The organism is Fulvivirga ligni (assembly GCF_021389935.1).
Taxonomy (GTDB): domain Bacteria; phylum Bacteroidota; class Bacteroidia; order Cytophagales; family Cyclobacteriaceae; genus Fulvivirga; species Fulvivirga ligni.
On sequence record NZ_CP089979.1, the window covers coordinates 4,861,778 to 4,886,764 of the forward strand.

The following is a 24,987-nucleotide window of genomic DNA, read 5'->3' on the forward strand; positions in this document are numbered from 1 at the left end:
CATATACTACATATGAAAACTACAGTTTATAACCCAAGTGAATTAGAGGTGGAGTTCGCCAAAGCACTAGAAAACATTAAAGATCAATTAGAAAGTAATTTACCTGGTAACAGAATTATAGATATTGAAAATCGTATTCAGACAGATAATCCTATTGTAAGATTTAAGCTTCAGGATGCCGATGGTGATCCCCATGAGATTGTAGTGAAAGTAATTCAGACTCCTGATAAATTTTAATATTGTTTTCTGACAAAGAATTTAACTATTTATCAGACCAGGATTTCCTAATTACCAAAAGGGTAATCACAGATAAGGTAATCACATTATTTTCAGAGCTGGAAGGAGAACTCAAGCAATTGGTTAATAACCAGGACTTTAGTTTTCCTTCTGGCACTTTATCCAAATCTGGAAAAATATCTAAGGGAGAAAATTACAGAGGCCTGCCCTATGTCATTCTGGACTATCCCAGACTACTCAAAAAGGATGATATTTTCGCATACAGAACTATTTTTTGGTGGGGAAACTTCTTTACCAATACCTTTCAAATAAGCACAAATCATTCAAAATATATCAAACCCAATACGGTGAGATCAGATTATGAGCTTTACCTACAAACTCAGGGAGATTTGTGGGACCACAGCTTGCAGTCGGCCACATTAGTGAAAGAAGTTAATCTACAAAAGCATCTTAGTGACGCAGATTTTCTAAAGATCAGTCAAAAGATTCCTTTGAAAAAGGTAGATGATTTAAAAAGAGGAAGTATCCAGTTTTTAAATCAAATAATGAGTTAAAGAAAAAGGTGGTTGCTTAACACAACCACCTTTTATTTTAGTTTGTAATGCCGTTGTAAATAACTCCGTTGGCTTCCACAACATAATCATCTCCCGGATCACCAGACATTTGAAGGTACCTCCATTCTACATGAATACTATCCTTTTCAGGAAAGACTTCACCTTCTATATTCACTACCTCACCATGAAGGAGATCATCTCCTTCTGTAGTAAAGAACTTATTGCCTTCCATTTTCACTCTCACCTTTGATTCGTAAAAGTTAGCATCCTCTAACCAAAGAGAATCTTCGGCCGCTGCAGTATTGCTAATAACTATGGTTACATGATCATCTACTACAAATGGCTGACTTAAGTGCATATCTACCACATATTCTCCTACCACATTAGTATAGGGGAGAACTACCTTATCATATTCATTTTCCGTACATCCCCAGGCTAATATACCTATGGATAGTACTGATATCATCTTAGTTATTTTTTTCATATCCATCTTTATTGTTTCTGTAGCACTCTATTTAAAGTAACTCCTGTGTTAGGCGGATCTAGCAGTGTAAAACTCATACTCAGGCCATCAACCGTAATAGTTCCTGAGCCTTCATATCTACCAAATCTGGAATTCTGAATAGGAACTAAAATTTGATCACCACCAGTGTGTATGAAAGCACCTGCTACACCATTAGTATCACCCCAAAGATTATTACTGGTATAGTATCCAGAAGCCTGTTTTGTGTAGGTAGTTGTGGTAGTACCTCTTACGTAGGCACCCGATAGATCCACTCCACTTACATCTTCAGAAGTAACTATTACTAACCTTTGTGCGGTACCATCAAAGCCATCGCTATTGGTAGCACTGTAAGTTACTGTGTACTGACCTGGCGTAGTGGCATTCACTGTTCCCAGCACAGTAACCTCAAGCTCCTGACCATCTTCAGTGGCCACAACTCCTGGTTCTGAATATGAACCTCCTGCCACGATGGATATGATTGCGTCACCCTCCAGCTCGAACACCGGATAGTTAGTTATGAACGATACATCATCTGTTTCTTCATCTTCACATGAGAACATGCTAAATGATGCCAGCATAAATAATAGGATATATATTTTATTTATATGTTTCATGATTTTAAGTTTTATGAAGGATCCCACCATACTCTTTCGATTACCTGTCTTTGTCCGCCGGCAGCAGTGAGGTTATCACCATTGTTATCCTGCTCAGTGGATGGATAAGGCAATCTCTTAGGAAAGATGTCTCCGGTTACGTTATTAGGTGTGGCTACAAAGAAATCAGGATATCCTGTTCTAAGATGCTCAAAATAAGCCTCCACGCCCTGAAAATTGGCAAATGCCACCCATTTTTGAGTGATAATGAACTTAATCTGGTCACCTTGAGTGGCTGGAAACTCATAAACATCACCAGCACCATAGTAATCAGAAGCATTGGAAACTCCTAGCTTGGCAAAAGACGCCTCAACTCCTTCTTCATAAAGCTCCTGAGCATCACCACTAACACCATATCTAACCACGGCCTCTGCTTGTAAAAATTTACTCTCTGCAGCACTCATAAATACCACCGGTGTGGTTGCCGTTACGGCAGGCTGCGAAAGGTTCTTAGCAGTAGCAAAACCCGGATTGGTATAATCACCCTGGTCTAAACCTACTTGTGGACCTCCTGCTGCTGGAGAGTCATAAATAGCATCCAGCCTTGGATCTGCATTATCCTGAAGGTATTGAAGCAAAGTATTAGATGCAGCAATATCTACATAACCACGACCATTACCATCAGTACTGATCTGAGTAGCAAAGAATGGGTTTCTATAGTTTTGCACATCTATGAACTCAGCCATTTCAGCATCAGCCTCTAAGAACTGGGCTCCGCTGGCAAATAATGCCTGGATACCAGCCTGAGCTACATTAGCTCTGGCTTCTGACTGCCTCATGTAGATTTTCAATTTTAGTGTATTGGCAAAACGCACCCAATTATCCATATCACCCTGAAAAACAACATCTTCATTGCCCACAGTACGCACATTACTCAAAGATCTATCTTTAGCTAAAGCCGCATCTAACTTTACAATCAGGTTATCATAAATATCCTGGCCGTTATCAAACTTAGGGGTGGTGTTCTCTGTTCCAAGAAGTGCTTCCGAATATGGGATCTTGTCATAAAAGTCAGCCAGCACCTGATAGGTGTAAGCCTTCATCACCTCTGCGATAAGAAAGTAATTCCAATCTTCATTAGCCGCAGCCTGTTTAGACACAAATTCAAAATCATTCAATGCCCCAGCATACATTTCTACATACTGTCTGTTGTAGCTACTTTCGTCAATATTGTAGTTATCTACATTTGCATATTGGTTAGCTCCTGTAGACTGCGTCCACTGCTGAGCCCAGATACTGCCCAGCACCTGCCATTGTCCTCCCAAAGTAAAAGCTACGGAGCTCATACCAGCCGGCAGAACCAGCTCTACGGTAGCCGTGGCAGGGTTGTTCGGATCGTCATTTACATCCAAATAATTATCTTCACAAGCCGTAGATACAATCAATAACGACAGCAGTAACAGGCTTACTTTTTTAAATATTTTCATCTTCATTGTTTTTAATTAAAATGTGAACCTGAGATTTACACCGTAACTTCTAGTGGTAGGAGTAGCTCCAAACTCACCGAACTCTGAATTAATATCTGTACCGAATGTGGTCTGCTCCGGATCAATGAAAAGGTTCTCTTCAGGCACCCATAGCAATAGGTTTCTACCTACCAGACTCACCTGTACATTTCCAAATGGTGTTTTATTAAGGATAGACTGCGGTAAATTATAAGCAATTACCAGCTCTCTTAACTTTACAAATGACTTATCTACAAAGAATGATTTATCCAGGTCAAAGCCACCACCAGACCAGAAATTCTGAAGTGAATTGTCAGTGTGAGATATTTGCTGGGTATTCTCTATGTAAACAGGATCTCCATTATCGTCCACCACCAAATTACCAGAACCATCTGTAGCCTGAACTACTGAATTAGGCACAATAAATGGTCTTCTGTCATTGTACAAAGTTTGTGGAGCCGTACCGGCAAAGTAGCCTAAAGAAGCAGTTCTACTATATAACATACCCCCCTGTCTTACATCAAAAGTGGCGGATAGTGAAAAGCCTTTGTAACTCAACTTGTTGTTAAAGCCACCTACCCAGTCATACTGTGTGGTACCTATAACCTGCTTTTCAGGATTAGCAATAGGTGTACCTGAAGCATCTACTACAATATTTCCCTGGTTATCCATCAATGGCACACTTCCTTCTATTTCGAAGGCCGGCCCTCCTACTCTTGCTATCAATGAGTTACCTGAAAGACCACCCACAGCTATTTGCTTAGGACCTCCCAAATCTTCGATCTTAGAATCGTTTTTACTCCAGTTAAAGGATATATCCCATTGGAAATCATTGGTTTTTATAGGAATAGCAGAAAGTAAGAGTTCTATACCTTTGTTTCTCAACTTAGCAATGTTCAACACCTGGCTGGTATAACCTGTAGACGCCGTGAGAGGAACAGTAAGGATGTTTTCTTCTACTTTTCTATCATAATAAGTCGCATCTAATGTGATTCTGTTATTTAAGAAACGTGCGTCTATACCAAATTCTATTTCAGTAGAAATCTCCGGCTGCAGATTGGGGTTTCCTATCACATTACTCACTTCATAAGCCGCTATGCTTTGCGCTATTGGTGAGCTCAGATTGATAAATCCATCAGTCTGATCAGATTGTACAAACACTGATTTTACGCTATATGGATCAGCATCTTTACCTACTTTAGCCCAAGCTGTTCTCAATTTCAGATATGACAAAACATTGCTTTCCAAGCTTAAAGCTGAGGTAACATCCAATCCAAGATTTACACCAGGATAAAAGAATGATCTATTTTCCTTTGGCAAGGTAGATGACCAGTCATTTCTGGCTGTAGCCGTTAAGAATAGGTAATCTTTAAAGGCGAGGTCTACCTGTCCATAAGCACCGTATAACCTCCTCAAGTTTTCTGTTGTGGTGGCTGTGGGTGTGTTAGCTGTGTTCGTAATGTTGTAAAACTCTGGAATCACCAAATCATTAATTTGGGTGAAATGATTAATAGATTGCCTTTGGTTAATGTTATAGCCTAGCATTACGCCAAGATTTAAATCAGGAGTAAGATCCCTGTTAATGTTCAGCAAAATGTCAGTATTAAACTCTCTGGTGTATAAAGTTTGAATGCTATAATTACCAGGGTTTGTACTGCTACTGTTAGCGCCTACCACGGTAGCCTTGGGCTGCCATTGCTCCCACTCTGTTCGAGCCACATCGGTACCTACTCTGGCCGTAAGAGATATCCAGTCAGTAGCTTGGTATGTGGTCTCTACATTACCATAAAACCTATCAATAGTAGCTTTAGAGCCAAACTTTTTCAACACATACCATGGGTTAATGGTAAATGGTGAATAGTAGTTATCAAGATTATTGAACTTATTATCAATATCACGAAGTTCTAACAATGGAATGTCTCTAGGCGTCTGAAGCACGTTATTATATACCGTGGACCCTTGCCCTGTCGGTACAAAGCTTGATTTGGTTCTGGCATAGTTTACAGATGCTGAGCTCTTGAATTTCTCAGAAAGTTGAGAAGCCCCTCTTACGGCAATAGTGTTTCTTAAATAAGAATCCACATCGGTAGGCATAATACCATCGGCATCTACATTAGAGTATGATAGGTAGTAATTGGACTTATCATTGCCCCCTTGCAGTGCCACGGAGTTAGAAAACGTCTTTCCTGTTTCAAAAAACTCTTTCACATTATCCTCCAGGGCAGCATACGGCTTAACCCTTTGCTGGTTATCTACAATATTACCCCAAGGCTGATCCTCACCTGTAAACTTAGAGCCCCAACTGGTATTCTCTGTAAGATAGTCTCTGGTAGAACCATAAAACCCCTGACCTCTTTCGTTTTGGAAATCAGGCAGTTTAAGTACGTTATCAAAAACCACTGAAGAGGCCACTGTAATTTCAGCTTTCTTTCCTCTTTTAGCTGCTCCACTACCGTTTTTAGTAGTAATGATGATAACACCTGCCGCCGCACGAGAACCATAAAGCGCACTTGCCGCAGCACCTTTTAGTACGGTTACAGAGGCAATATCTTCAGGGTTAATATCATTGATACGATTACCAAAGTCAGAAGCTCCGCTAAGTGAGCTGTTACCTGTGAACGAGTTATTTACAGGTACACCATCTACCACATAGAGCGGATTATTACCCCCACTGAGGGATGTAAAACCTCTGATTATCACCTTATTAGATGATCCTGGAGCACCGGAACTACCGGATATTTGAGCACCAGCCACCTTACCTTGTAATGAACTTAGTACGCTGGAAGTTCTTGCCTGAGTTAGCTCTTCAGTATTAACTGATGTAGCGGAATAACCTAGCTTTCTGCCTTCCTTTTCAACCCCAATAGCAGTAATTACCACTACCTCACTGAGTTGCTGTACATCAGAAGCCATTTGAATATCTACAACAGACTGAGCTCCTACCTCTACCTCTTGAGACTGCAGGCCGATAAATGTGAATACAAGTACGCCATTAGATTCAGGCACGGAAATGGAATAATTACCATCAATATCTGTTACCGTACCTTTAGTAGTCCCTTTTAAAATTACGTTTACCCCTGGCAGAGCAGTACCCTCATCCAGGGATGTTACCTTACCGGTAACCGTCTTCTCCTGAGCCCACGAATGGGAGACCCCTATCGCGAATATCAAAACAAAACTACATAGTAAAAACTTCTTCATATTTTACTGTTTATGTTATAATTGAAAAACCAGTGCTTTTCTTACCACTGTGAGAGAATGGCAAAGAGTGGCACTTTGATTCAAAGGTCACTAAACAGCTTTCAATAAAAATCCCCCATAATTATTGAATTTGGGGGATTAAATTTCACGCAAACTTGGTGATAATATGAAGGCTAAAAAGCTAAATCAGCTTCTCTTTGGTGGCCTTAGCTATGGCCTCCGATTTACTATTCACCTGAAGTTTTGAGTAGATATTTTTTATGTGAGATTTGGCCGTTTCCTTAGTTATAAACAGCTCCTGTGCTATCATGCTATAGCTTTTACCTTTGGCCAGAAGCTCAAGCACTTCTGTCTCTCGGGGAGATAAAGGAGAATTGGGATTCTTCTGAAACGAGTTCACCACCAGCTTAGCAATTTTGCTGCTCATTGGGGCTCCCCCTTTTGTGACCTCATCTATAGCATCTAATAGTTCTGAGTGGGAGGTATTCTTTGTAATATATCCCGAAGCTCCAGCGCATAAAGCCTGAAAAACTAACTCGCTATTTTCATAGATGGTGTTCACTAATATCTCTATTACCGGGTTCTTTTTCTTTATGATAGAAATAGCTTCTATACCATTGATGCCTGGAAGCTCTAAATCCATCAATATTATCTCCGGCTTATCCTTTTTAAGGTTTTTGATACAATCTTCCGCATTATCATATGTATTAACCACAAAATAGTTACTTACACTGTTGATGATTAAAGAAAATCCCTCTCTTACCGCGTCATTATCCTCTACAATGACAATTCTTGACCTAAAATAACTCATGTTGTTGTTGTTTTTGCTTGTTACATTTTTATACTATTTATATTAAGTTCCGATTGTATATCTCCTTTGAATAAAATCAGACACCCCTTACCATTTCCCATGGTACTCATCTCTACGGTACAATCTATCTGAGAAGCTCTGGCCTTCATGTTCTTAAGGCCATTAGATTTTTTGATGCATTCATGGTCGATGCCGCATCCATCATCCATAAAAGTTATTACGAAATCATTTTTATTTTGGTTTACATTCAAATGCACCTCAGCAGCACCTGAATGTTTCAAAGCATTGGTCATAGCCTCCTTAAAAATGAGCACAATTTGTCGAGACCAACCTGAGGGCAAAGACAGATGTTTTCCTTCCAATTCCGAGGCATCTGAATAGAATTCTATGGGCGTATTTTCAAATAGTTCCTCACCAAAATCCTTAATGTAAGTGTACACCTCATTTAAGTTATCACTTTCAGGATCAATAGACCAAATGAAGTCTTTAGTACCATTAAAAAGGGATTTAGTGTGCTTTTCAATATTCTTAAGTAGCTCATCGACCTCCTTAGACTTATCCTTAAGTTTCAGACTGATCAGGTTTACAAATACCGTAATGCTGGCCAGCTGATTCCCCATATTATCATGAAAATCACGGGCCATTCTCTTTCTCACCTTCACCAGCTCTTCTGAACGGATGCGTTCAATGGTAAGCACCTTATTCAGGTTAGCCCTGATACGATAATCCTGATATAACTTTAGCGCTATACCTAGCAGCACGGCAATTACAATGAAGAACCACCACTCCTGCCAAAAAGGGGGAATTATTTCAAAGGAGATCGACGCAGACTTATCACTCCAAACTCCGTCGCTATTGGCCGCTTTCACCTGGAAAGTGTATTGTCCTGGCGAAAGATTAGTATACACGGCCTCTCTCTTTTTAGTTATAGGCGACCATTCTTTCTCCAGTCCTAAAAGCCTAAACCTATAAGTTACTCCTTCCGGATTATTCAGGCTATTCCCAAAGTATTCTACTATAACATTATTATCCTTATGCGGAAGCTTCAAATCTATAGGTAAACTGAACCAACTGCTCGTGCTATCCACATAACTCTCCCACTGAACGTCTTCATAAAAGAGCTTAAGTCCTCTGATATAAGTGACCGGCTCCACTTTATTCGGATATTCTTTGCCGGGTTGATACTTAAACACGCCATGAGGATTACCAAACCAAATGCAGCCATCCTGCTCTTTAAACACGGCATTATGGATGGTCTGAATACCTGCAAACCCTTCGGTACTGCCATAATTTTTGATCCTTTTCACCTCACAGTTCTCACTTAGAAACAGCTTATCAATTCCCCTTTCATTACCTACAATTAGGTTTCCTGAGCTATCAAAGATTAGATTATAAATAAGATCAGAATTAAGGCCCTCTTCGGAGGTAATGCTCACCTTATTCTTACCATCAGCTGACACTTTTAAGAGTCCATGCCCTGAATAACCCACCCAATAGTTACCACACTTATCCTCTATCATCATATTGATCCTTTTGCCAAATACATCAGGATCTGTGTAGCTGCCTACCAGCTTCATATTCTCAAACACTGACATGCCTTGCCTGGTCACCACCAGCACCTTACCTGGCGAGGGCTCATAAAAATTCCAGATGGTATTACTGCTTAGTCCCTCCTCTGTACTGTAATTTGTAAAACCGTCTTCATCATATATACTTAGTCCGTTTACTGTGCCTATCCAGACCTTATCCTGAGAATCTACATAAATACACCTCACAGAATTGAAGATTAGTCCATCAGAAACATCGAGGTTGGTGAATTGCCCGCTTTGAAATATGCTCAATCCTGATCTTGAGCCTACATAAATGTTGTCTTTAGAATCACCCGCAATACTTGAAACATAAGAACTTGAAAGTCCTTCTTTTACTGTGAAATACTCAAACTTCTCCCCCGAATATTTAGCTATGCCTCCACCGTTGGTTCCAAACCAGTGATTTCCGTCTGCATCCTTGGTAATGGACGTAACAGTATGATCGTCAAGGCCATGCCTGCTATCGTATTTAATGAAAATTTGATTGGATAATTTATAAATGCCGTCTCCATCAGTCCCAACCCAAAGTGTGCCTTCTCTATCTTCATACAATGCGTTTACGCCCACCGAAGAAAATCCATGACTACTCTGAAAGTTATTTACTCGGCCATTGTCATACTGCAAGACACCATAAGCAGAGATTACCCAGAAGCTTTTTGGATCATGTACCCTGGCATATTTGATAAATACATTATTAAGCGGACTAAAAAAGTCATCAATTACCGCTGGTTTAGATGGGTTGAACTTAAGAAGGCCTTTATTGGAGCCAAGCCATAATAAGCCGTCATCATCTACATATATAGAAAGTAAATAGCCGTTGAACTTGGCGTTATTGATCACACTTTCAAATGATTGTCCGTTGAATTTGAAAAGGCCTCTGATGGTAGATATACACCATATGCTGCCATCAGCTGCTTGTGCTATTGATATCACCTTGTCATTAGGCAATGCATTGGGCAGTTCATAGGTAGTAATTTCATTAGTTCTATGATCTATTCTGCCTACGCCGCCTTCAGGTGCTGAGAACCAGACATCACCTTCGGCACCGACAGCAATGGCATTGATAGAATTATTCTGATCTATACCTTCTATGGTTAAAAAAGTAGTGATTTCCCTGCCATTAAACCTGGATATGCCATTAGCGGTTGCAGCCCAGACATTACCATCATCATCTACCGCCAGATTCCTTACATAATTACTCGACAAGCCATCTTTAATGGTGATGTTTTTAAATTCTAATCCATTAAAAACTGAGATCCCACCTCCAAGTGTCGCTATCCATAAGTTTCCAAACTGGTCCTCATGAATATCCATAATCTTCTCATGAGCCAAACCATCTTCTATTCCAAATTTTATAAAATTATATGACTGTCCAGAAGCGAATTGAGCTAATGAAAGAAGGCATAGAACTACTATTATCTTCAGACGTAGAGTCGTGGACATTAAGGTGAGGTTAATTTTCTGGAAATTTAAACTATTTTACAATATCACCCATTTCGGGGGGCTTACCTCAGAATATAGAGCTTTCCGAAGCCATGTTTGAAGGCCTTATCAGCAGAAGTTTCTCTATGCTCCATGGCCTGACCATTTTGGTTGATCAGCACCCTGTAAAGATAAACTCCGTTAGCTAACTGATCTCCAAATTCATCTCTTCCATCCCAGGAAAAGTCCGATATATTATTACCAATATGAATGGCTCCTAGCTCATCCTGAGTAATCTCACGCACCACTTTACCAGACACAGTCATGATCTGAATTTTGATTTGATCGGGTATCTCACTACCTGTCAAAGTAAATACAAATCGGGTTTTAGATGAGAACGGATTCGGATAAGGGTAGAAATGCGTGATAGAAGATTCGTTGATCACCTCAAAATTCACTTGATAAGGCTCTGTTCCTGAGCTATTTCCACTAGCATCTTCAGCATCTACTCTTAAAGTATAAATACCGTCATCCAGTTTTGAAGGCTTATATTCAATGTTAAACTCATTCTTATCATCAGCAGGATACCATTCTATTTGATTTGAAGAGAAAGCTATACGCTCAAAGACACAGGTTTCACAAGGCCTTTTCAGGAATATGTTCATATTACTGGTATCGGATTTAAATAAAAACTGATTCTCATCTTTCAACCTAATGGATATAAGTGGTGTGGGCGATACTATATCTCCATCTAAAATATACTGGCCGTCGAAGGCTACGTCTATCAGTGGATTAATATTATCCTCAATCACTTTAATGTATTTTGACTGATTAAAAATGTTATTGTCATAATACTGCTCCGGCTGATCATAAGGATTGACAAACAGGTTATAATTATTATCTCCCACTTGCCCTAAAGTGGGAATGTCTAGGTTAAATCTGGTAGTGTCTCCGGGCTCTGGAGCGGCAATTTTTTTCTCGTAGCTGGTCGTTGTTCTGGTAGCGTTATTAAAAAGGCTATAAGATACCTTCACGGAATCTGCATAACTGAAAGTAGATATGTTTTTAAATCCATATGTAGATTCAAAACTATCACCTTCGGCTTTTTCTAAGGCCGTTCCTGCGTCATCAGGAAGTAATAATACCCCTTCAGGAACGCCATCATAATATACCTCCCACTTCACCAGCTGGGCAGCAGTAAGGTTATCATTATCTTCAGTTTTAAGCACCAGTTTTAATTGCGGATATTGGCTGGCATTAATATCTGTTAATGAAGTAACTCCCATAGGTAGATTACTTTTCAAGAGCATCTCGTTTCCATCTAAAGTAAGACCATAAACATCTATGCCGTTCACATCGGTAGCTGGCATATCCGGGGAGCTGATAAATGCCTGAAGGCTCTGCCAGTTTACTGAAGGTCCCACTATGGTCGAAGACATATTTCCGGATGAAAAAACTCCAGTTACTGTAAGGTCAGTGAAGAGTTCCTGCTCATTTTTAGGAGTAGCAGAGGTGGTAAACATAGTAGCAGTACCTGGCGCAGCTCCTTTCTTTCCAGCCAAAATCATCGGCTCGCCATTTTGGAGAGTAGCTAAATCCGCCGCAGAGGCACCTATTTCTTCCAGTTTACTACGTACATTAGCCGACCATGAAGCCAGACTTGGATTACCAATGGTGAAAAAGATCACCGAGTCACCATCATTTACATTATCTATATATTCTATCAGATCATCGTTGCCTGATTCAAGCTCAGCAAACCTGAAGTTATTAATCACCTGCGGCTGTCGACCACAGCCTTTACTGCTACCAATAGCTAAATAAGGCACCGTGGTATTCTTATCAAAGGCTACTGCAGCAATAGTATTGTTTCTACATAAATAACCATTGTTAATAATATACTCCGTACCATTTAAGCGAAGTGAAACATCACTCACGCCAGTTCCGCTGCTTGAACCATAAGTTTTCACAAAGGCTGTAATGGTATTGCTTTCAAACTCTATTCTTTTCCCTGACTCATTCAGCTCAAGGCCCTCTAATAGATTATGCTGTAGCTGAGGAAATTGGCTTTGAGACCACCCATTAGGACTACCTTTAATATAAGTAAAGCTACTATTCACCCATTCACTGCTTTCTCCTTCCAGTGGTGTAGAAAACTTAGACCGCCAATAATACACCGTACTATCGTTAGCAGGGACATCTGACAATAATGTGGTCTGCCAGCTTGCTAATAGCTTTGCCTGCACAATCTGCTGCTTTTTAAAAGGGCTATTAAAAGTGCTGCTGGTATCCAATTCTATGATGTATTCTCGCTGCTCTGAAAGCAGATCACTAGCCTGAACTACTATCTCTACAGGCTGCGAACTCACTATACCATAATTAACCGGGAAGAGGTTCTTAGTACCAAAAAGGGGCACGAAAAGATTTAGAGTGCCAATATTATTACTTTCTTCCAGCTCATCTATCTCATTAAAATAGTCTACCTCCACCGTAAACTGATTATTGCCAGCCGCATTAGGAATTTGATTATCAATAATGAAAATCAGAGTATCCTGAAAATGAACACTTGGAAATATAGAATCATATTCTGTGATGGAGTTATCACTTAGCGTGCGTGTTACGTGCACCCTTAAAGAATCAGTGGTAGTTCTGCCAAAGTTTCTAACAATGGCCTTAATAGCGAATGAGTCCAATTGTGCAGATATCGGTTCATCAGAAAATGATTCTGCATACACATTATCATCATTGATCTCAAAGTCAGGTTTATTCGCTGCAAAAAGACGAACAGCAGGATCACCCAAAAGCACCATTTGCTGTATTTGAGTGATGTTGGTGGGCGTTTCAGCAGCGCCATCCATATATCGTAAAGCCACTTCTTTCTGTACCTCGCCTATTGACTTATTGATGAATACAGAATCTGCATAAGCAGTGGCGTAGAAGGTATCTGAATATTTCCTAAGTCTATCCGAAAAGCCATATGAACTGTTAGCAATAAAACTAATGGCTCCTTTATCAGCCGCTAAAATCCAATCTTCACCAAATAGAATATTGACATTATAAAACTGGCCAGCATTACATCCATTGATTAGAAAGCCCGGGTATTTGCCAGGATTATTATATCCTAAAACAGGATCTGTAACAAAACCGATATCAATATCAGTAACAGAAGGGGCCGAATGCCCGAAAAAGGTAATCAAGTTAAGACCGTCGTTCACCTCATCAGCCACGTTGATAAGCTCCACAGAGCTGTTAGTCTCCTTACTGATAGTCTTTACATTTCCTCCCAGGTAATCGTCTTCTGCAATATTCTCAAAGCCATTGGTATAAGTTCTAAATAGCGAAAGCTCTGCCACCGTAAATCCACCACTAAGGTGAAGTAACTTTTTCTTCCACAGTGCATCATAAGTTAAAGCCTCGGTCTCCTTCACCTTATTAAGATAGTTCAAGACTTGCACCGGGTTCACCGCTGGAATTCTACCTACGGGCACCGCAGGCTCATAAACACTGCTGCCTAAACCTGCCGTGAAAGCCATATCCGCTCCCGGCTCACCTGCTGATGGCACCAGATCTCTAATCTGGTAAGTAATACCCAGCTTGGTCACATTAAAATAGCCATTTACATTTCTATGGAAATTAGCTGAAGGAGAAAGACCTTTACCAACCAATAGGAGGAATTTAGGATCTCCATTATCTACTAAATACTCCATGAGATTATAAACTCCCAAGGCACTGGTTTCCCCGTAATTGAACTGATTATAAAGTTGATCTACATTGACCACCAATGGATTAAAGCCCCCACCTTCGGCTGAGGCACGATAATCTGCATATTCCTGTATTGGATCCGCAACACTGCCTACAGGCTTGCGCAAAACCTGATTACTAATGATGATGTAATCATAATTCGCCGCATTGATATTAGTAAAATTGACCTTTGATAACACTGGTGTGAGATAGTCATTTCCGTTAAACCAAATTGTTCTAGCCGATGAAGCACCATCTACAATTGCATTGATGGTGCTACCAGAAGTATTGAAGCCTATTCTTCTCACATCATCAGGGTCGGTAATGTCATATAAATGTGGGGCAGCTGGCACATTAGATAAATCAATATAGGCCTTGCCGGCCACTACAGTATTTAATCTTAACTTTTTAGTATTAGCATTCTGAATATTATAAGTCTGAGGATAAATGAGCTTAGTATATGCAGTACTTATTCTGTCATTGGTTCCATTAAACCCGAGGCATCTTACCTGAATGGTGAGTGAACCTGAGTTAATATCCGTCCAGTTGATGTCTGACTGAAAAGTATAGGAATTATACTGTGACCATTGTGCCGTTCCTAATGAGCGCAGAGTGGCAGTGTTCGGACCTACGAAGATCTCAACAACGTGCGTTACATTATCTCTGCCGGTGAGCAACACTTCTATTTTGGGGTTTCCCGCTCCGGAGGTTACAGCATTCTGGATAGATGAAAAGGAATAATTCACCTGCTGCCCTTCCTGAATCATGGTGCCAGTCCACCCTTCACCATAATCAAAGTAAGTGTATTGAGTAACATCTCTTGAGTTGAAACTTCTACCTGGAGAATACTGATTGGTGTTAATATTTAAATCCGTTTGATTATGAGCAGCTTGTGCCGGTAAACCTCCGATGTTATTCTCTGAGAAAAGGCTCATTCGTTTACCAGTGACAGGTGTCAGATTGTAGGTTAGAAAATAAGCGGTAGTGTCAGAATAGATATTATAGTAATTATGAGGTTGCGCTGCTTCAGGCTGATAAAGTTTTTTATCCAGGGTTCCATCGTTTTTTTGTCCGTAGAACTCAATATATTCACCACTTTCAAAAACTCCATTTCCCTGACCAGGAGCATAGATTGCTTGCTCAACACCTCGATGGAAAAGTTGCAAGCGTCTGGGATCCACAGCGTTTACCGGAAAACCTGCACTTTGCAGATCTGCATATGTAATACGGTACATACCCTCCTCTGCCACCGGAATTTTATAGTATTGCTTATTAAAATCAATCCACTCATTACCATAGTTCTGGGCCTGAACTGTAGCAGACACAGCAACTAAAATCACCATATAAATAAGCCTCTTTATCATTTTTTATTCAAGCTGGCTTTAATAGAAAAAACATGCGAGTATAATGACTCTGACTGATCTCCAATATCTGTCAGAGCATAGTCAATGGAAATCTCTTTCACCTTCACCCCCAGGCCAAAATTGGTCTGGAAAGTTTTACTGGTCGATCCATCAAAATCTTTGATTTCCTGAACATCTCCGGCTCCTAATCTTAGATAAGCGATTTTTTTATAATCTAGTTCAATGCCAATAGCAGGGTCTATAGATGCAAAATCAGATTTGATGGCGGTATTTCTCTTACCATCGAATGTGGTTATCAAGTCCAGAGTAGCCAGGATACCAAAATTTTCGGCTACCGACATATAGCGGCCTACACCCAGAATAGCCTTTGGAAGGGTCACTTCGGTAGAGTTTTCAGGTATGATATTCCCAGTCTGCGTATACACATCTACCACCAGCTCTGAGTTATGAGACCAGGAGTTGAATGTACCCGTTACATCTCTGAGCATAAGACCCAGCTCCCATTTGCCCCTGGTAAGTTGAGCCCCGGCATCTAATCCAAAGCCCCAGGCCGTAGCAAAATCACCGGCTACCCTGTGTATAATTTTAAAGTTAGCCCCAACCCTAAGGCCCCTGATCAAAGCCAGTTCCCGGGCATAAGTAAATAAAAATGCATAATCAGCAGCCGAGAAAAATCTTATATTATCATAATTAATGGCACCGTTAGCATCATAAAGAAAGCGCGTATCAGGTATGTCATCCACGGCGAATCTTATGATTGAAACTCCGAGGTGACTCATGGAATCTATAGGTGTGGCGAAAGCTGCATAATCGTATTTGGCGATACCTGCGAAATACTCAGCGTGCATAAGTGCCCCTTGATATTGTTCGGTAATATTTAAAAGTCCGGCAGGATTCCAGTAGCCTGAGGTAACGTCATTTACAACGGCTACTTGTGCTTTGGACATAGCCAGGCCTCTGGCTCCTACTCCAATAGATAAAAATTCATTACTGTATTTGGGTGAACTCTGCCCATACCCTATCAACTGCACTCCAAAAAATATCACCAAACAGATGGATAATCTCATATCAATAACCCCGAATACCTTAGTCAATTATACCAAAAACAGAGACCTAAAAATATAAATACTCCATCTAATACACTAATCTTATTTGGATTTATAAGCCATAAATTCTTGTTTAAAACGCCATAATTTTACTTTAATCAATAAAAAATATAAACTAGTGATGAATTTTACTATACAAGCTAATATTTTTTACTTAGTACTTGGCCATACATAGTACTTTGCCGTATACTTGTGTAGGTCAAAACTCAAAATAAATATGAAACTGGAAAATACACAGGTGCAAATGCGCAAAGGTATCCTAGAATACTGCATCATGCACATTATCTCCAGGGGTGAAGTTTATGCCTCCGACATGCTGGAAGAACTCACCACTGCAAAAATCATGGTTGTGGAAGGCACGCTTTATCCCCTGCTTACACGACTCCGCAAAGCTGGTTTGGTAGAATACAAATGGGTTGAATCAAACTCAGGCCCTCCTCGTAAATATTATACACTTACAGAGCAGGGATCATCTTTTCTTGATAGCTTAGATACTACATGGCAGGATTTGGTCAAGTCCACCCAACTGATTACATCTAAGAAAAAAGAGGAGAACTCTGAAGAAAACAACGACGATAACAACAACACAACTCAAGATTAAAAACTCAAACCGATGAAAAAGAATATAAGCATAAATATAAGTGGGATAATATTTCACATAGAAGAAGATGCTTACGAGCGTCTGCGCGACTATCTTGATTCCATCAATAAATATTTTGCCACCTTCGACGGCAGCCAGGAAATTATAGCTGACATAGAAAGCAGAATAGCAGAGATATTTCTATCTAAACTTAACGAAGAAAAGCAGATCATCATAGCAGAAGATGTGGAGGCACTTATGGCCACCATGGGTAGCATCAAAGATTTCCAGGCTGTAGAAGATGAAGAGCAGGATTTCTCCGAAGAAAATAGAACTTATGAGAGATCATCTCAATCCAGCTCATCTAGCGGCTGGGATGATATTGGCACCAAAAAGCTTTACAGAGATTCCAAAAGAAGAGTAATTGGCGGAGTATGCGCTGGTATAGGCCATTATTTCAAAATCGATCCATTATGGGTAAGACTCTTGTTGATCATTGTGGCCATTGGTAGTTATGGTATTTTCGCATTGGCTTACATCATATTATGGATTGTACTGCCAGAAAAATATGATCTGAAGGAAGACCAGAAGATCAAAAAGATGTACCGAAACCCTGATGGCAAAGTCATTAGTGGTGTATCTTCCGGTGTGGCTACCTACTTTGGTGTGGATGCCGCTGTAATAAGATTGATTTTCATAGCTACTACTATTGCTTTTGGTTCCGGAGCACTTATCTATATTATATTATGGATTATCCTGCCTGAAGCCAGATCTATCACTGATAAAGTGCAAATGGAAGGTGAGCCTGTTACGCTGCATAACATAGAATCCAATATAAAAAAAAGCCTTAACGTAGAGGGTAGCGAGGAAAACATCTTTGTAAAGATACTACTGTTCCCTTTCAGGCTCATTGCAGCTATCTTGAATGGATTAGGAAAGGTATTGGGACCAATTCTCACTTTCATAGTAGAATTTATCAGAGTAGCAGTAGGTGTATTGTTCATCCTTACCGGTGTGTCAACGGCCCTTTCATTTGTAGTATTACTTGGAGTGAGTCTTGGGCTTTATAACTGGGGTGTATGGTTAGATGTACCCATAGATCCCTTTTTAAACCTTATACCTCCGTATACAGCACTGTTCGGTTTCTTTGCCTTGGCCATACCTTCAGTTTTTCTAATTCTGTTGGGTTCATCCGTAATAGCCAAGAGAATTATCTTCTCGGCTGCCACCGGTTGGTCTCTATTTGCCCTCTTTGTTGTAAGTGGAATATTAGTTTCTACCAGCATAACTGAAATAGCTTTTGAATTCAAAGAGCGTGGTGAACGTGAAGAGGAAATAGTATATGATTTTGAAGGCAAAACAGCCATCCTGGAATTGAATGAAGTAGGTTTGGACGATTATGATGAAACCAGGTTGACCATTCGTGGCTATGAAGGGGCTAATTATAAATTAGAGCAGACTTTTAGGGCTAGAGGAAGGTCCCGACAAGAGGCCATTGAAAACACCAAAGACGTTACCTACGAAGTGTTGAAAAATGATTCAACTTTAATATTTGATTCAAGTATTCAGTTTGATAGAAAGAGTGTTTTTCATGAGCAAAAATTATCAATGGTGTTATACATACCTTATAACCAGAAGTTTAAGGTAGATGATGACTTAAGACACATCATCAGGAATATTCCATATGTATCAGGCTACAGCATATATGACGGGCAAGACCGTACGCTGATGTTTGATGAAAACGGCACCTTAACATGCCTAGACTGTCCTGAGGAACAGGTAATTCCCATTGAAGAAAGTGGTGCAAAACAGAATACAGTATCGGATAGAGATGATAGCAACTTTGATAAGTTCTACACGTTCTCCAGCTTTAATTCCATCAAAGTAAGTAGTCCTTTCTTAGTAAGAATAGTAAAGTCAGACGCTTATAAAGTGGGAGTTATGGCTCCAGAAAAAGATAAAGAGAAAACTGAGGTTTATGTAGACGAAGGTCAGCTTTATATAGCCTATGAAAAGGATGATAAATTCGATTTGCACGATTTTGATAGAGATGACATCAGAATTACCATTTTCAGCCCTGGTATAGAAAGCCTAGAAGCAAGTAGTGCTGCCAAAATATACATGGAAGGTTTTGAGCAGCCTGAGCTAGCGATAGACTTAAGTGGAGCATCTTTTGCAGAATTTTCTGACATGCATATTCAGGACTTAGATCTGGAACTATCTGGTGCATCTGAGGCTCAAATAAGTGGTAATGGTGACAACCTTTCTGCAGAACTTAAAGGTGCATCTCATCTTAATGCTGACAACTACGAACTAAAAACTGCTGACGTGGTAGCTAAAGGAGCTTCTTCTGCTAAGGTTTTTGTAACTCAGCAACTAAAAAAAGAAGAAAATTTTGCCAGTAAAGTAAAATATAAAGGTGATCCTGAAGTTATAGAAGAGTAATAACTAAGCTAATACAATTCCACAATTAAAAATCCGGGCAGCTCAAACTGTTCGGATTTTTTATTTTAGATTTGATTTATGACGAATCGATTATATCACCTCTTTCTGCTATTATTTAGCTGTTGCATGATTTGCTGTCATACCCCTGCACAAGTAACTCAAGGGTTGCAGGGCACAGTATATTGGAGCGAAGGCAACATGATGCCTGGTCCTGAAAAAAGTGTTCAAGGTAAAAAAGGTGTAGAAAGAGAGATTTACATTTACAAGGCTGTGAAAAGTACTGACACAGAACGCGAAGGGCAGCTGTTTAGCGCTGTAAACTCAGACCTTGCAGGCAAAATAAAAACCGACGATAAAGGAAAGTTCGTTATATCATTACCTCCTGGGAAATACTCGGTATTCACTAAAGAAGAAGACGGTCTATTTGCCAGTATTTTTGATGGTGAGGGCTACATTAATCCTGTGGTTGTAAAGAGCAATGAAGTAACAGAAATCACCATTGATATAAATTATAAAGCTGCTTATTGAAAGAATTAGGAGTTAAGAATCATTTAATTTAAAATAGCGTTATGCTTAAGCCTTTTGATAATTCTATATATATGAAAGATTATAAAACATACCTTTTAAGAACTCTATTTGTATTTGGAGTACTCTTTACCTTATCATCTTGCGGGGATGATGATCCTGAAAACCCTTATTTAGAGATAAATAACTGGATTTACAATGTAATGGACGAAGCTTACTTATGGACTGATCAAATACCAAGCTCCCCGGACAATAGCTTAGAACCAACAGAATTTTTCGAATCTTTACTTTACTCTGGAGATAGATTTTCGGTGATATATGAAGACTGGGAAGAGCTTCAAAACCAACTGAATGGTGTAACCAAAGAAGCTGGTTATGAATTTCAATTACTGCAACGTAGCTCTACAGATGTAGTAATGTTAATTGTATATGTTAAACCAAATTCACCTGCTTCTCAGGCAGGCTTCAAGAGAGGTGACCTTATCTCGAAAGTTAACGGCTCTACTATAACTTTAGACAACTACAGAACTTTAGTGCCCGAGGTTTATGAAAACCACACCGCTACTTACGAGCGATATAATGAAGGTTTAGGAGGTTATGAGGTTAAGGGTAATGTTAATCTAAACGTAGTAGTTTATGAAGAGAACCCTAACTTTATGGATTCAGTGTATACTATTGATAACAGGAAGATTGGATATTATATATACAATTTCTTCTCTCCGGGAAGCAATAAAGCTTATGATGATGAGATGGATGCCATTTTCAGTAAGTTCAAAAGTGAAGGAATTCAGGATCTAATCTTAGACTTAAGATATAATGGTGGAGGATCTGTTTCTTCGGCAGTTAATCTGGCAAGCTTAATTGCTCCTGACGTAGACACAGATGACATCTTTTACAGCAGCTCGTATAATGATTTATATCAAAACTATTTTGAGAGCCAGCCTGATGCTGACGCCATTCTTAACACCCGCTTTAAAAGCAAAAGTGATAATATAGGTAGCCTAATCGGAAATAACCTATATGTACTTGTCAGTGGACATACTGCTTCTGCTAGCGAGCTGATTATTAACGGATTAGATCCATACATGAATGTAACTATCATTGGTGAAACCACTGTAGGTAAAAATGTAGCTTCTACGCTGATAGAAGATGATGAAGATCCTGACAACAATTATGGATTACTACCTATCATTTCAAGAATAGAGAACAGCCAAGGCTTTTCTGATTATGAAAACGGATTTACCCCACTAGGTGATAATAATATAGACGAATTTGATGATATTCTAATCCCACTAGGTAATGTTGATGAGACATTATTCGCAAGAGCCTTAGAATTAATTGGAGCAGGCAGCACCAATGGCAGAATTGGGGCAAGCCGTAGAGTTCTAGCTAATTTTAGCATAATGAGTAAATCATCTATAGACAGAAAAGTCACTACGAACAGAATGATTGTTCCGGCTATTAAGTAGATAGATCTAAACACATAAAAAATGGGTGTCAAATAAATTGACACCCATTTTTTGTGTGTACTAATCTATTAAAATCTCAAACCAATCGTCAACGATGTTTCAAATAAAAGACTTCCGTCCTGAGGCCCTAATCCTACGTTTGTATCTATGTAGAACCTCTTTCCAAATGTTCTTTGCACCCCCCCACTGCGCCATAAAAGAAGGTCCAGAATTGTAGCGATAGGGATCAGAGTCTTTTAGTACAATATCTCCGACACTCAGCGCTACATAATTCGCTGAAAAATTATTACCACTTTTACCTAACCGCATCCTTTTCATTAAAGAATAGTAATAACGAACACTCACACTTCCATCCAACTTTACATAACCACCATTAAGAGGATAATCTTCCAAATAAATAGCTCTATGCTCAATATCCAACTCTGCAAAAATTGAAAGTACTGGCATAATCTTATGCTCTACACCAATTTGATTAGTCATGGAATATCTCCATTCTTGAAAATCAAAGTTGTTGATTCCAATTTTAAACATGGTTTTTTCTTCACTCAGCTGATTAGTAAAATCACTTAACCTATTTTCTACCACTTTTGAATAAGGAATATCTGAGTTTCGGCTCTTACTTCTATCTCCAATCGCAAAAGCCAGTCTTAAATTCACATTGAAGTCGAAGCGGTTTTTAACTTCTCTTTTATATCTGTAGTCATAGCCACTGAAATTAACACTGGACGTTCGATCAGGAGAATACACTGGCCCCAAACTCAATCCAAAATATCCATAACGACCTATTCGACGTTGCATACCCCATGCTAATGAATAAGAAGTTAACTTTGGGTCTCCAGTATAATTTCTAATTATATGAAGGTCTCTGGAAACTCTTCCTTCCACAAATGACCCTATAAGATTATTAGCCTGCTCCCCCTCCTCTATCTTTCTTTTCTGATTATAAAAATATCTATAACCACCATACGCGGCTATTCTTTCTAACTGGTATTGTCCACTATAAACAACTCCAACTAAACCTGAGCTGGTGAGACCAAATTTCCTTTCATATTCTAAATATTCTGCACTTAAACTATAATCCGTAGTTTCCACTCCCAATCTCAGCATTGATGTTTCAGGAATAAACTTTCTGTCCAGGTATCTATATTTTCTGTCACTTTTTTTAGTATGCTCAGGTTGTGTCTCCGTAGTATAACTCATCTCAGCATCTTCAGTCTGGCTCCAGGCTTGTATGCTCACGGCAATTATCAGCAAAATTGTAAGTAGTATATTTTTCATTATTTGTTGGTTGAATACGTTGAATAAGGTTGAATTTTAATGTCGTTGAAGGTGGTGCTTATACTCACCTTCAACTCTGAGTTAAATGATTTCACAAATTCTTTCTTTTGAGTAATGCTCTTTTCAATCATTCCCTCATACTTAGATGGCAAAAGGATATTGCCATAAGATGTTTTTAGATCATAATTAAAGGTTTCGAAGGCAGGTAAACTTAACTCCACCTCGGTGTTTTTTGACTGCACTATGAACAAGGTGAGACCTTTATCAGCTTGCACCTCAACCTTACCAAAGCTTGATTCTATCTGATATTTACCTTTTACATGGTTTAGCTTCAGATTAGCCTTATCAGCTTCACAGCGCATACTTACATCCAGATTTTCACCAAAAACATCACCATAGGAGGTCTTAATTCGCACATTGCCTTCTATATCTGTGAGGTTAATTTGTCCGAAGTTAAGGCTGGCATTTACTCCTCCACGCATATGCGTAATATCGATTTCACCATATAGATTAGTCAATGATAACGCTATATTTTGAGGCATCTTCAGAGTATACTCGGCAGATAAGCTGCTATGAATTTTTGATCGGTTATCATTCACTACAAAGCCGTTACTGAAATTATAAACCTCTTGGTTTTTATCTATTCCATAGTTATGATATTTCAAGTCGGCTTCGGCCTGGCTTTTTGATTGATTCTTGGATATCAGCTTTAACGTTAGCTCTATAGTGCTTCCTGTCCAGCCAATAACCTTAACATGAGCCTTCTCTGCTTGAATATTTATCTTAGAAATACCACTAGCTGGCATTTCTTTTCGTATTGTTTTGGTAACCACATGTACCATATCATCCTGAGCCCGAAGGCCTTTACACAGGCCTAAGGTGAGAATGAGAAGGGTGATATATTTTTTCATGATGTGATAATTGAAATTAATTTTTTGGTTACATCGGCTTTCAGAGTTTGTACTTTCCCTTTAGCCTTTATTAAATAGGGATTATCGGCATTATTAGTAAGCATCTGATCTAGCTCACTCATCTCCTCATTGAGCTCAGTAAGTTGAGATTGTAAGGCCTTAAATTCCGGGTTTTGACAGGTCTGTACCTGCAGTGAACAGACATATTCAATATATTTCAAAGCTTCATCCCCATCACTTTCTTCAGCAGCGAGCACAGGCTCCTTCACCATGGCCACTTCGCTGTAAGTGATGTTGACATCCACATTTGTTTCGTTTTGATTATAGAAATAGAAGCAGATTACAAGGGCTGCCGCTACCGAGGTAGCATAAATAAAATACCTTTGAATTCCTCTTGCAGCCTTCTTTCCTTCGCTCCTATCCATTTCTTCTTCGATATTTTTCCAAATACCTCCATCGAAAGCGTATTCAGGAACATCTGGCAACTTCTCGCTCACCTCATCTTCAAAATCAAGTGTTGCACTCAGTTCTTCCCAACTATTGACAGGAATATTTCTCTCTGGCAGGCTATTCAGAGCCTTATCCAACTCTTCTTTATTAATTTCTTTCATACCTGTACACTTTCAATTTTTTCTGAAGTAATTTCTTAGCGTTCCATAGTTGCGACTTGGAAGTACCTTCTGATATTCCCAGCATCTCTGCCACCTCTTTATGCTTGTACCCCTCTTTTTCTACCAGTAGAAATACAGCCCTATAACCATAAGGCAATGATCTGATGGCATTTTCCAAATCCTGATAGTCCAAATGATTCTGCCACTCTATCACCTTATCATGTATTTTCACATCCAGGGTATCGAAGTTATTTTCTTTCTTCACCCTTCTCAGTGTAGTCCTTACCATGATAGTCTTTATCCATGATCCTAAGGTAGATTCAGCTCTAAACCCTTTAAGGCTTCTGAAAACCTCGATGAAACCCTCCTGCAAAATGTCGCTGGCCAGGTCATAATCATTTGAAATCCTGTAAGATAAATTGAACATAGCCTTTGCGTATTTATCAAAAAGCAGCTTTTGGCCCCTTCTGTCATTCTTCAGGCAGAGTTCAACTATCTCTTGTTCTGTATAACTAGTCAATCTTTACTCTTTTAGATCTTTTT

The 24,987-nt window shown here is 39.4% G+C and carries 18 protein-coding genes; 6 read left to right on the forward strand and 12 right to left on the reverse strand.

Translation table 11 applies throughout. The annotated features are described in order from the left end of the window. Nucleotides 1-12: 12 nt before the first annotated feature. Both LVD16_RS20240 and LVD16_RS20245 read left to right on the forward strand, forming a co-directional pair. The gene (locus LVD16_RS20240) at nucleotides 13-237 is read left to right on the forward strand and encodes a hypothetical protein (protein ID WP_233770111.1); all 225 of its coding nucleotides are present in this window, start codon (nucleotides 13-15) and stop codon (nucleotides 235-237) included. A 2-nt stretch (nucleotides 238-239) separates the two neighbouring features. Next, nucleotides 240-791 (forward strand): hypothetical protein, encoded by a 552-nt coding sequence (locus tag LVD16_RS20245; RefSeq protein WP_233770112.1) that lies wholly within the window; start codon nucleotides 240-242, stop codon nucleotides 789-791. Between the two features lie 37 nt (nucleotides 792-828). Here LVD16_RS20245 and LVD16_RS20250 read toward each other — a convergent pair whose 3' ends face one another. The 8 genes from LVD16_RS20250 to LVD16_RS20285 form a co-directional block, all read right to left on the reverse strand. After that, complete coding sequence (locus LVD16_RS20250; protein ID WP_233770113.1) at nucleotides 829-1,275, reverse strand: hypothetical protein; 447 nt, start codon at nucleotides 1,273-1,275, stop codon at nucleotides 829-831. A gap of 8 nt (nucleotides 1,276-1,283) precedes the next feature. Continuing rightward, nucleotides 1,284-1,910: a DUF5011 domain-containing protein gene (locus LVD16_RS20255; protein WP_233770114.1), complete on the reverse strand. Its 627-nt coding sequence runs from the start codon at nucleotides 1,908-1,910 to the stop codon at nucleotides 1,284-1,286. Between the two features lie 11 nt (nucleotides 1,911-1,921). Further along, the gene (locus LVD16_RS20260; RefSeq protein ID WP_233770115.1) at nucleotides 1,922-3,376 is read right to left on the reverse strand and encodes a SusD/RagB family nutrient-binding outer membrane lipoprotein; all 1,455 of its coding nucleotides are present in this window, start codon (nucleotides 3,374-3,376) and stop codon (nucleotides 1,922-1,924) included. 15 nt (nucleotides 3,377-3,391) lie between these two features. Then, nucleotides 3,392-6,595, reverse strand: coding sequence for a SusC/RagA family TonB-linked outer membrane protein (locus tag LVD16_RS20265; RefSeq protein WP_233770116.1), 3,204 nt, complete (start codon nucleotides 6,593-6,595; stop codon nucleotides 3,392-3,394). Nucleotides 6,596-6,776: 181 nt separating this feature from the next. Then, nucleotides 6,777-7,406, reverse strand: a complete 630-nt coding sequence (locus LVD16_RS20270) for a response regulator transcription factor (protein WP_233770117.1) — start codon at nucleotides 7,404-7,406, stop codon at nucleotides 6,777-6,779. A 20-nt stretch (nucleotides 7,407-7,426) separates the two neighbouring features. Next, a complete protein-coding gene (locus tag LVD16_RS20275) occupies nucleotides 7,427-10,438 on the reverse strand; it encodes a ligand-binding sensor domain-containing protein (RefSeq protein ID WP_233770118.1) in 3,012 nt (1,003 codons plus the stop codon). Nucleotides 10,439-10,500: 62 nt separating this feature from the next. Then, complete coding sequence (gene porU2 / locus LVD16_RS20280; protein ID WP_233770119.1) at nucleotides 10,501-15,519, reverse strand: putative type IX secretion system sortase PorU2; 5,019 nt, start codon at nucleotides 15,517-15,519, stop codon at nucleotides 10,501-10,503. Then, entirely contained in the window at nucleotides 15,516-16,586 is a 1,071-nt protein-coding gene (locus LVD16_RS20285) for a putative type IX sorting system protein PorV2 (protein ID WP_233770120.1), read from the reverse strand. The genes porU2 and LVD16_RS20285 overlap by 4 nt, the downstream gene beginning before the upstream one ends. 283 nt (nucleotides 16,587-16,869) lie before the next feature. On the opposite strand from LVD16_RS20285, the gene LVD16_RS20290 reads away from it, so the two are divergent. The 4 genes from LVD16_RS20290 (at nucleotide 16,870) to LVD16_RS20305 (ending at nucleotide 21,644) form a co-directional block, all read left to right on the forward strand. Continuing rightward, nucleotides 16,870-17,226: a PadR family transcriptional regulator gene (locus tag LVD16_RS20290; RefSeq protein WP_370687618.1), complete on the forward strand. Its 357-nt coding sequence runs from the start codon at nucleotides 16,870-16,872 to the stop codon at nucleotides 17,224-17,226. Nucleotides 17,227-17,238: 12 nt separating this feature from the next. After that, nucleotides 17,239-19,650 carry a PspC domain-containing protein gene (locus LVD16_RS20295; protein ID WP_233770122.1) on the forward strand — a complete coding sequence of 804 codons (2,412 nt, stop codon included), beginning with the start codon at nucleotides 17,239-17,241 and terminating at the stop codon, nucleotides 19,648-19,650. Between the two features lie 126 nt (nucleotides 19,651-19,776). Then, on the forward strand, nucleotides 19,777-20,178 hold the full coding sequence (locus LVD16_RS20300; RefSeq protein ID WP_233770123.1) for a carboxypeptidase regulatory-like domain-containing protein: 402 nt from the start codon (nucleotides 19,777-19,779) through the stop codon (nucleotides 20,176-20,178). A gap of 71 nt (nucleotides 20,179-20,249) precedes the next feature. Further along, nucleotides 20,250-21,644, forward strand: coding sequence for a S41 family peptidase (locus LVD16_RS20305; protein ID WP_233770124.1), 1,395 nt, complete (start codon nucleotides 20,250-20,252; stop codon nucleotides 21,642-21,644). 99 nt (nucleotides 21,645-21,743) lie between these two features. Here the strand turns inward: LVD16_RS20305 and LVD16_RS20310 are convergent, their stop codons facing one another. Genes LVD16_RS20310 through LVD16_RS20325 form a run of 4 tightly spaced genes read right to left on the reverse strand, consistent with a single transcriptional unit; the run spans nucleotide 21,744 to nucleotide 24,964 of the window. Beyond that, on the reverse strand, nucleotides 21,744-22,922 hold the full coding sequence (locus LVD16_RS20310; RefSeq protein ID WP_233770125.1) for a hypothetical protein: 1,179 nt from the start codon (nucleotides 22,920-22,922) through the stop codon (nucleotides 21,744-21,746). Then, nucleotides 22,922-23,833, reverse strand: a complete 912-nt coding sequence (locus tag LVD16_RS20315) for a DUF4097 family beta strand repeat-containing protein (protein ID WP_233770126.1) — start codon at nucleotides 23,831-23,833, stop codon at nucleotides 22,922-22,924. The genes LVD16_RS20310 and LVD16_RS20315 overlap by 1 nt, the downstream gene beginning before the upstream one ends. Next, nucleotides 23,830-24,444 carry a hypothetical protein gene (locus LVD16_RS20320; RefSeq protein WP_233770127.1) on the reverse strand — a complete coding sequence of 205 codons (615 nt, stop codon included), beginning with the start codon at nucleotides 24,442-24,444 and terminating at the stop codon, nucleotides 23,830-23,832. Before LVD16_RS20320 ends, LVD16_RS20315 begins: the two co-directional genes overlap by 4 nt. Beyond that, nucleotides 24,431-24,964, reverse strand: coding sequence for an RNA polymerase sigma factor (locus LVD16_RS20325; RefSeq protein WP_233770128.1), 534 nt, complete (start codon nucleotides 24,962-24,964; stop codon nucleotides 24,431-24,433). Before LVD16_RS20325 ends, LVD16_RS20320 begins: the two co-directional genes overlap by 14 nt. Between the last annotated feature and the right edge of the window lie 23 nt (nucleotides 24,965-24,987).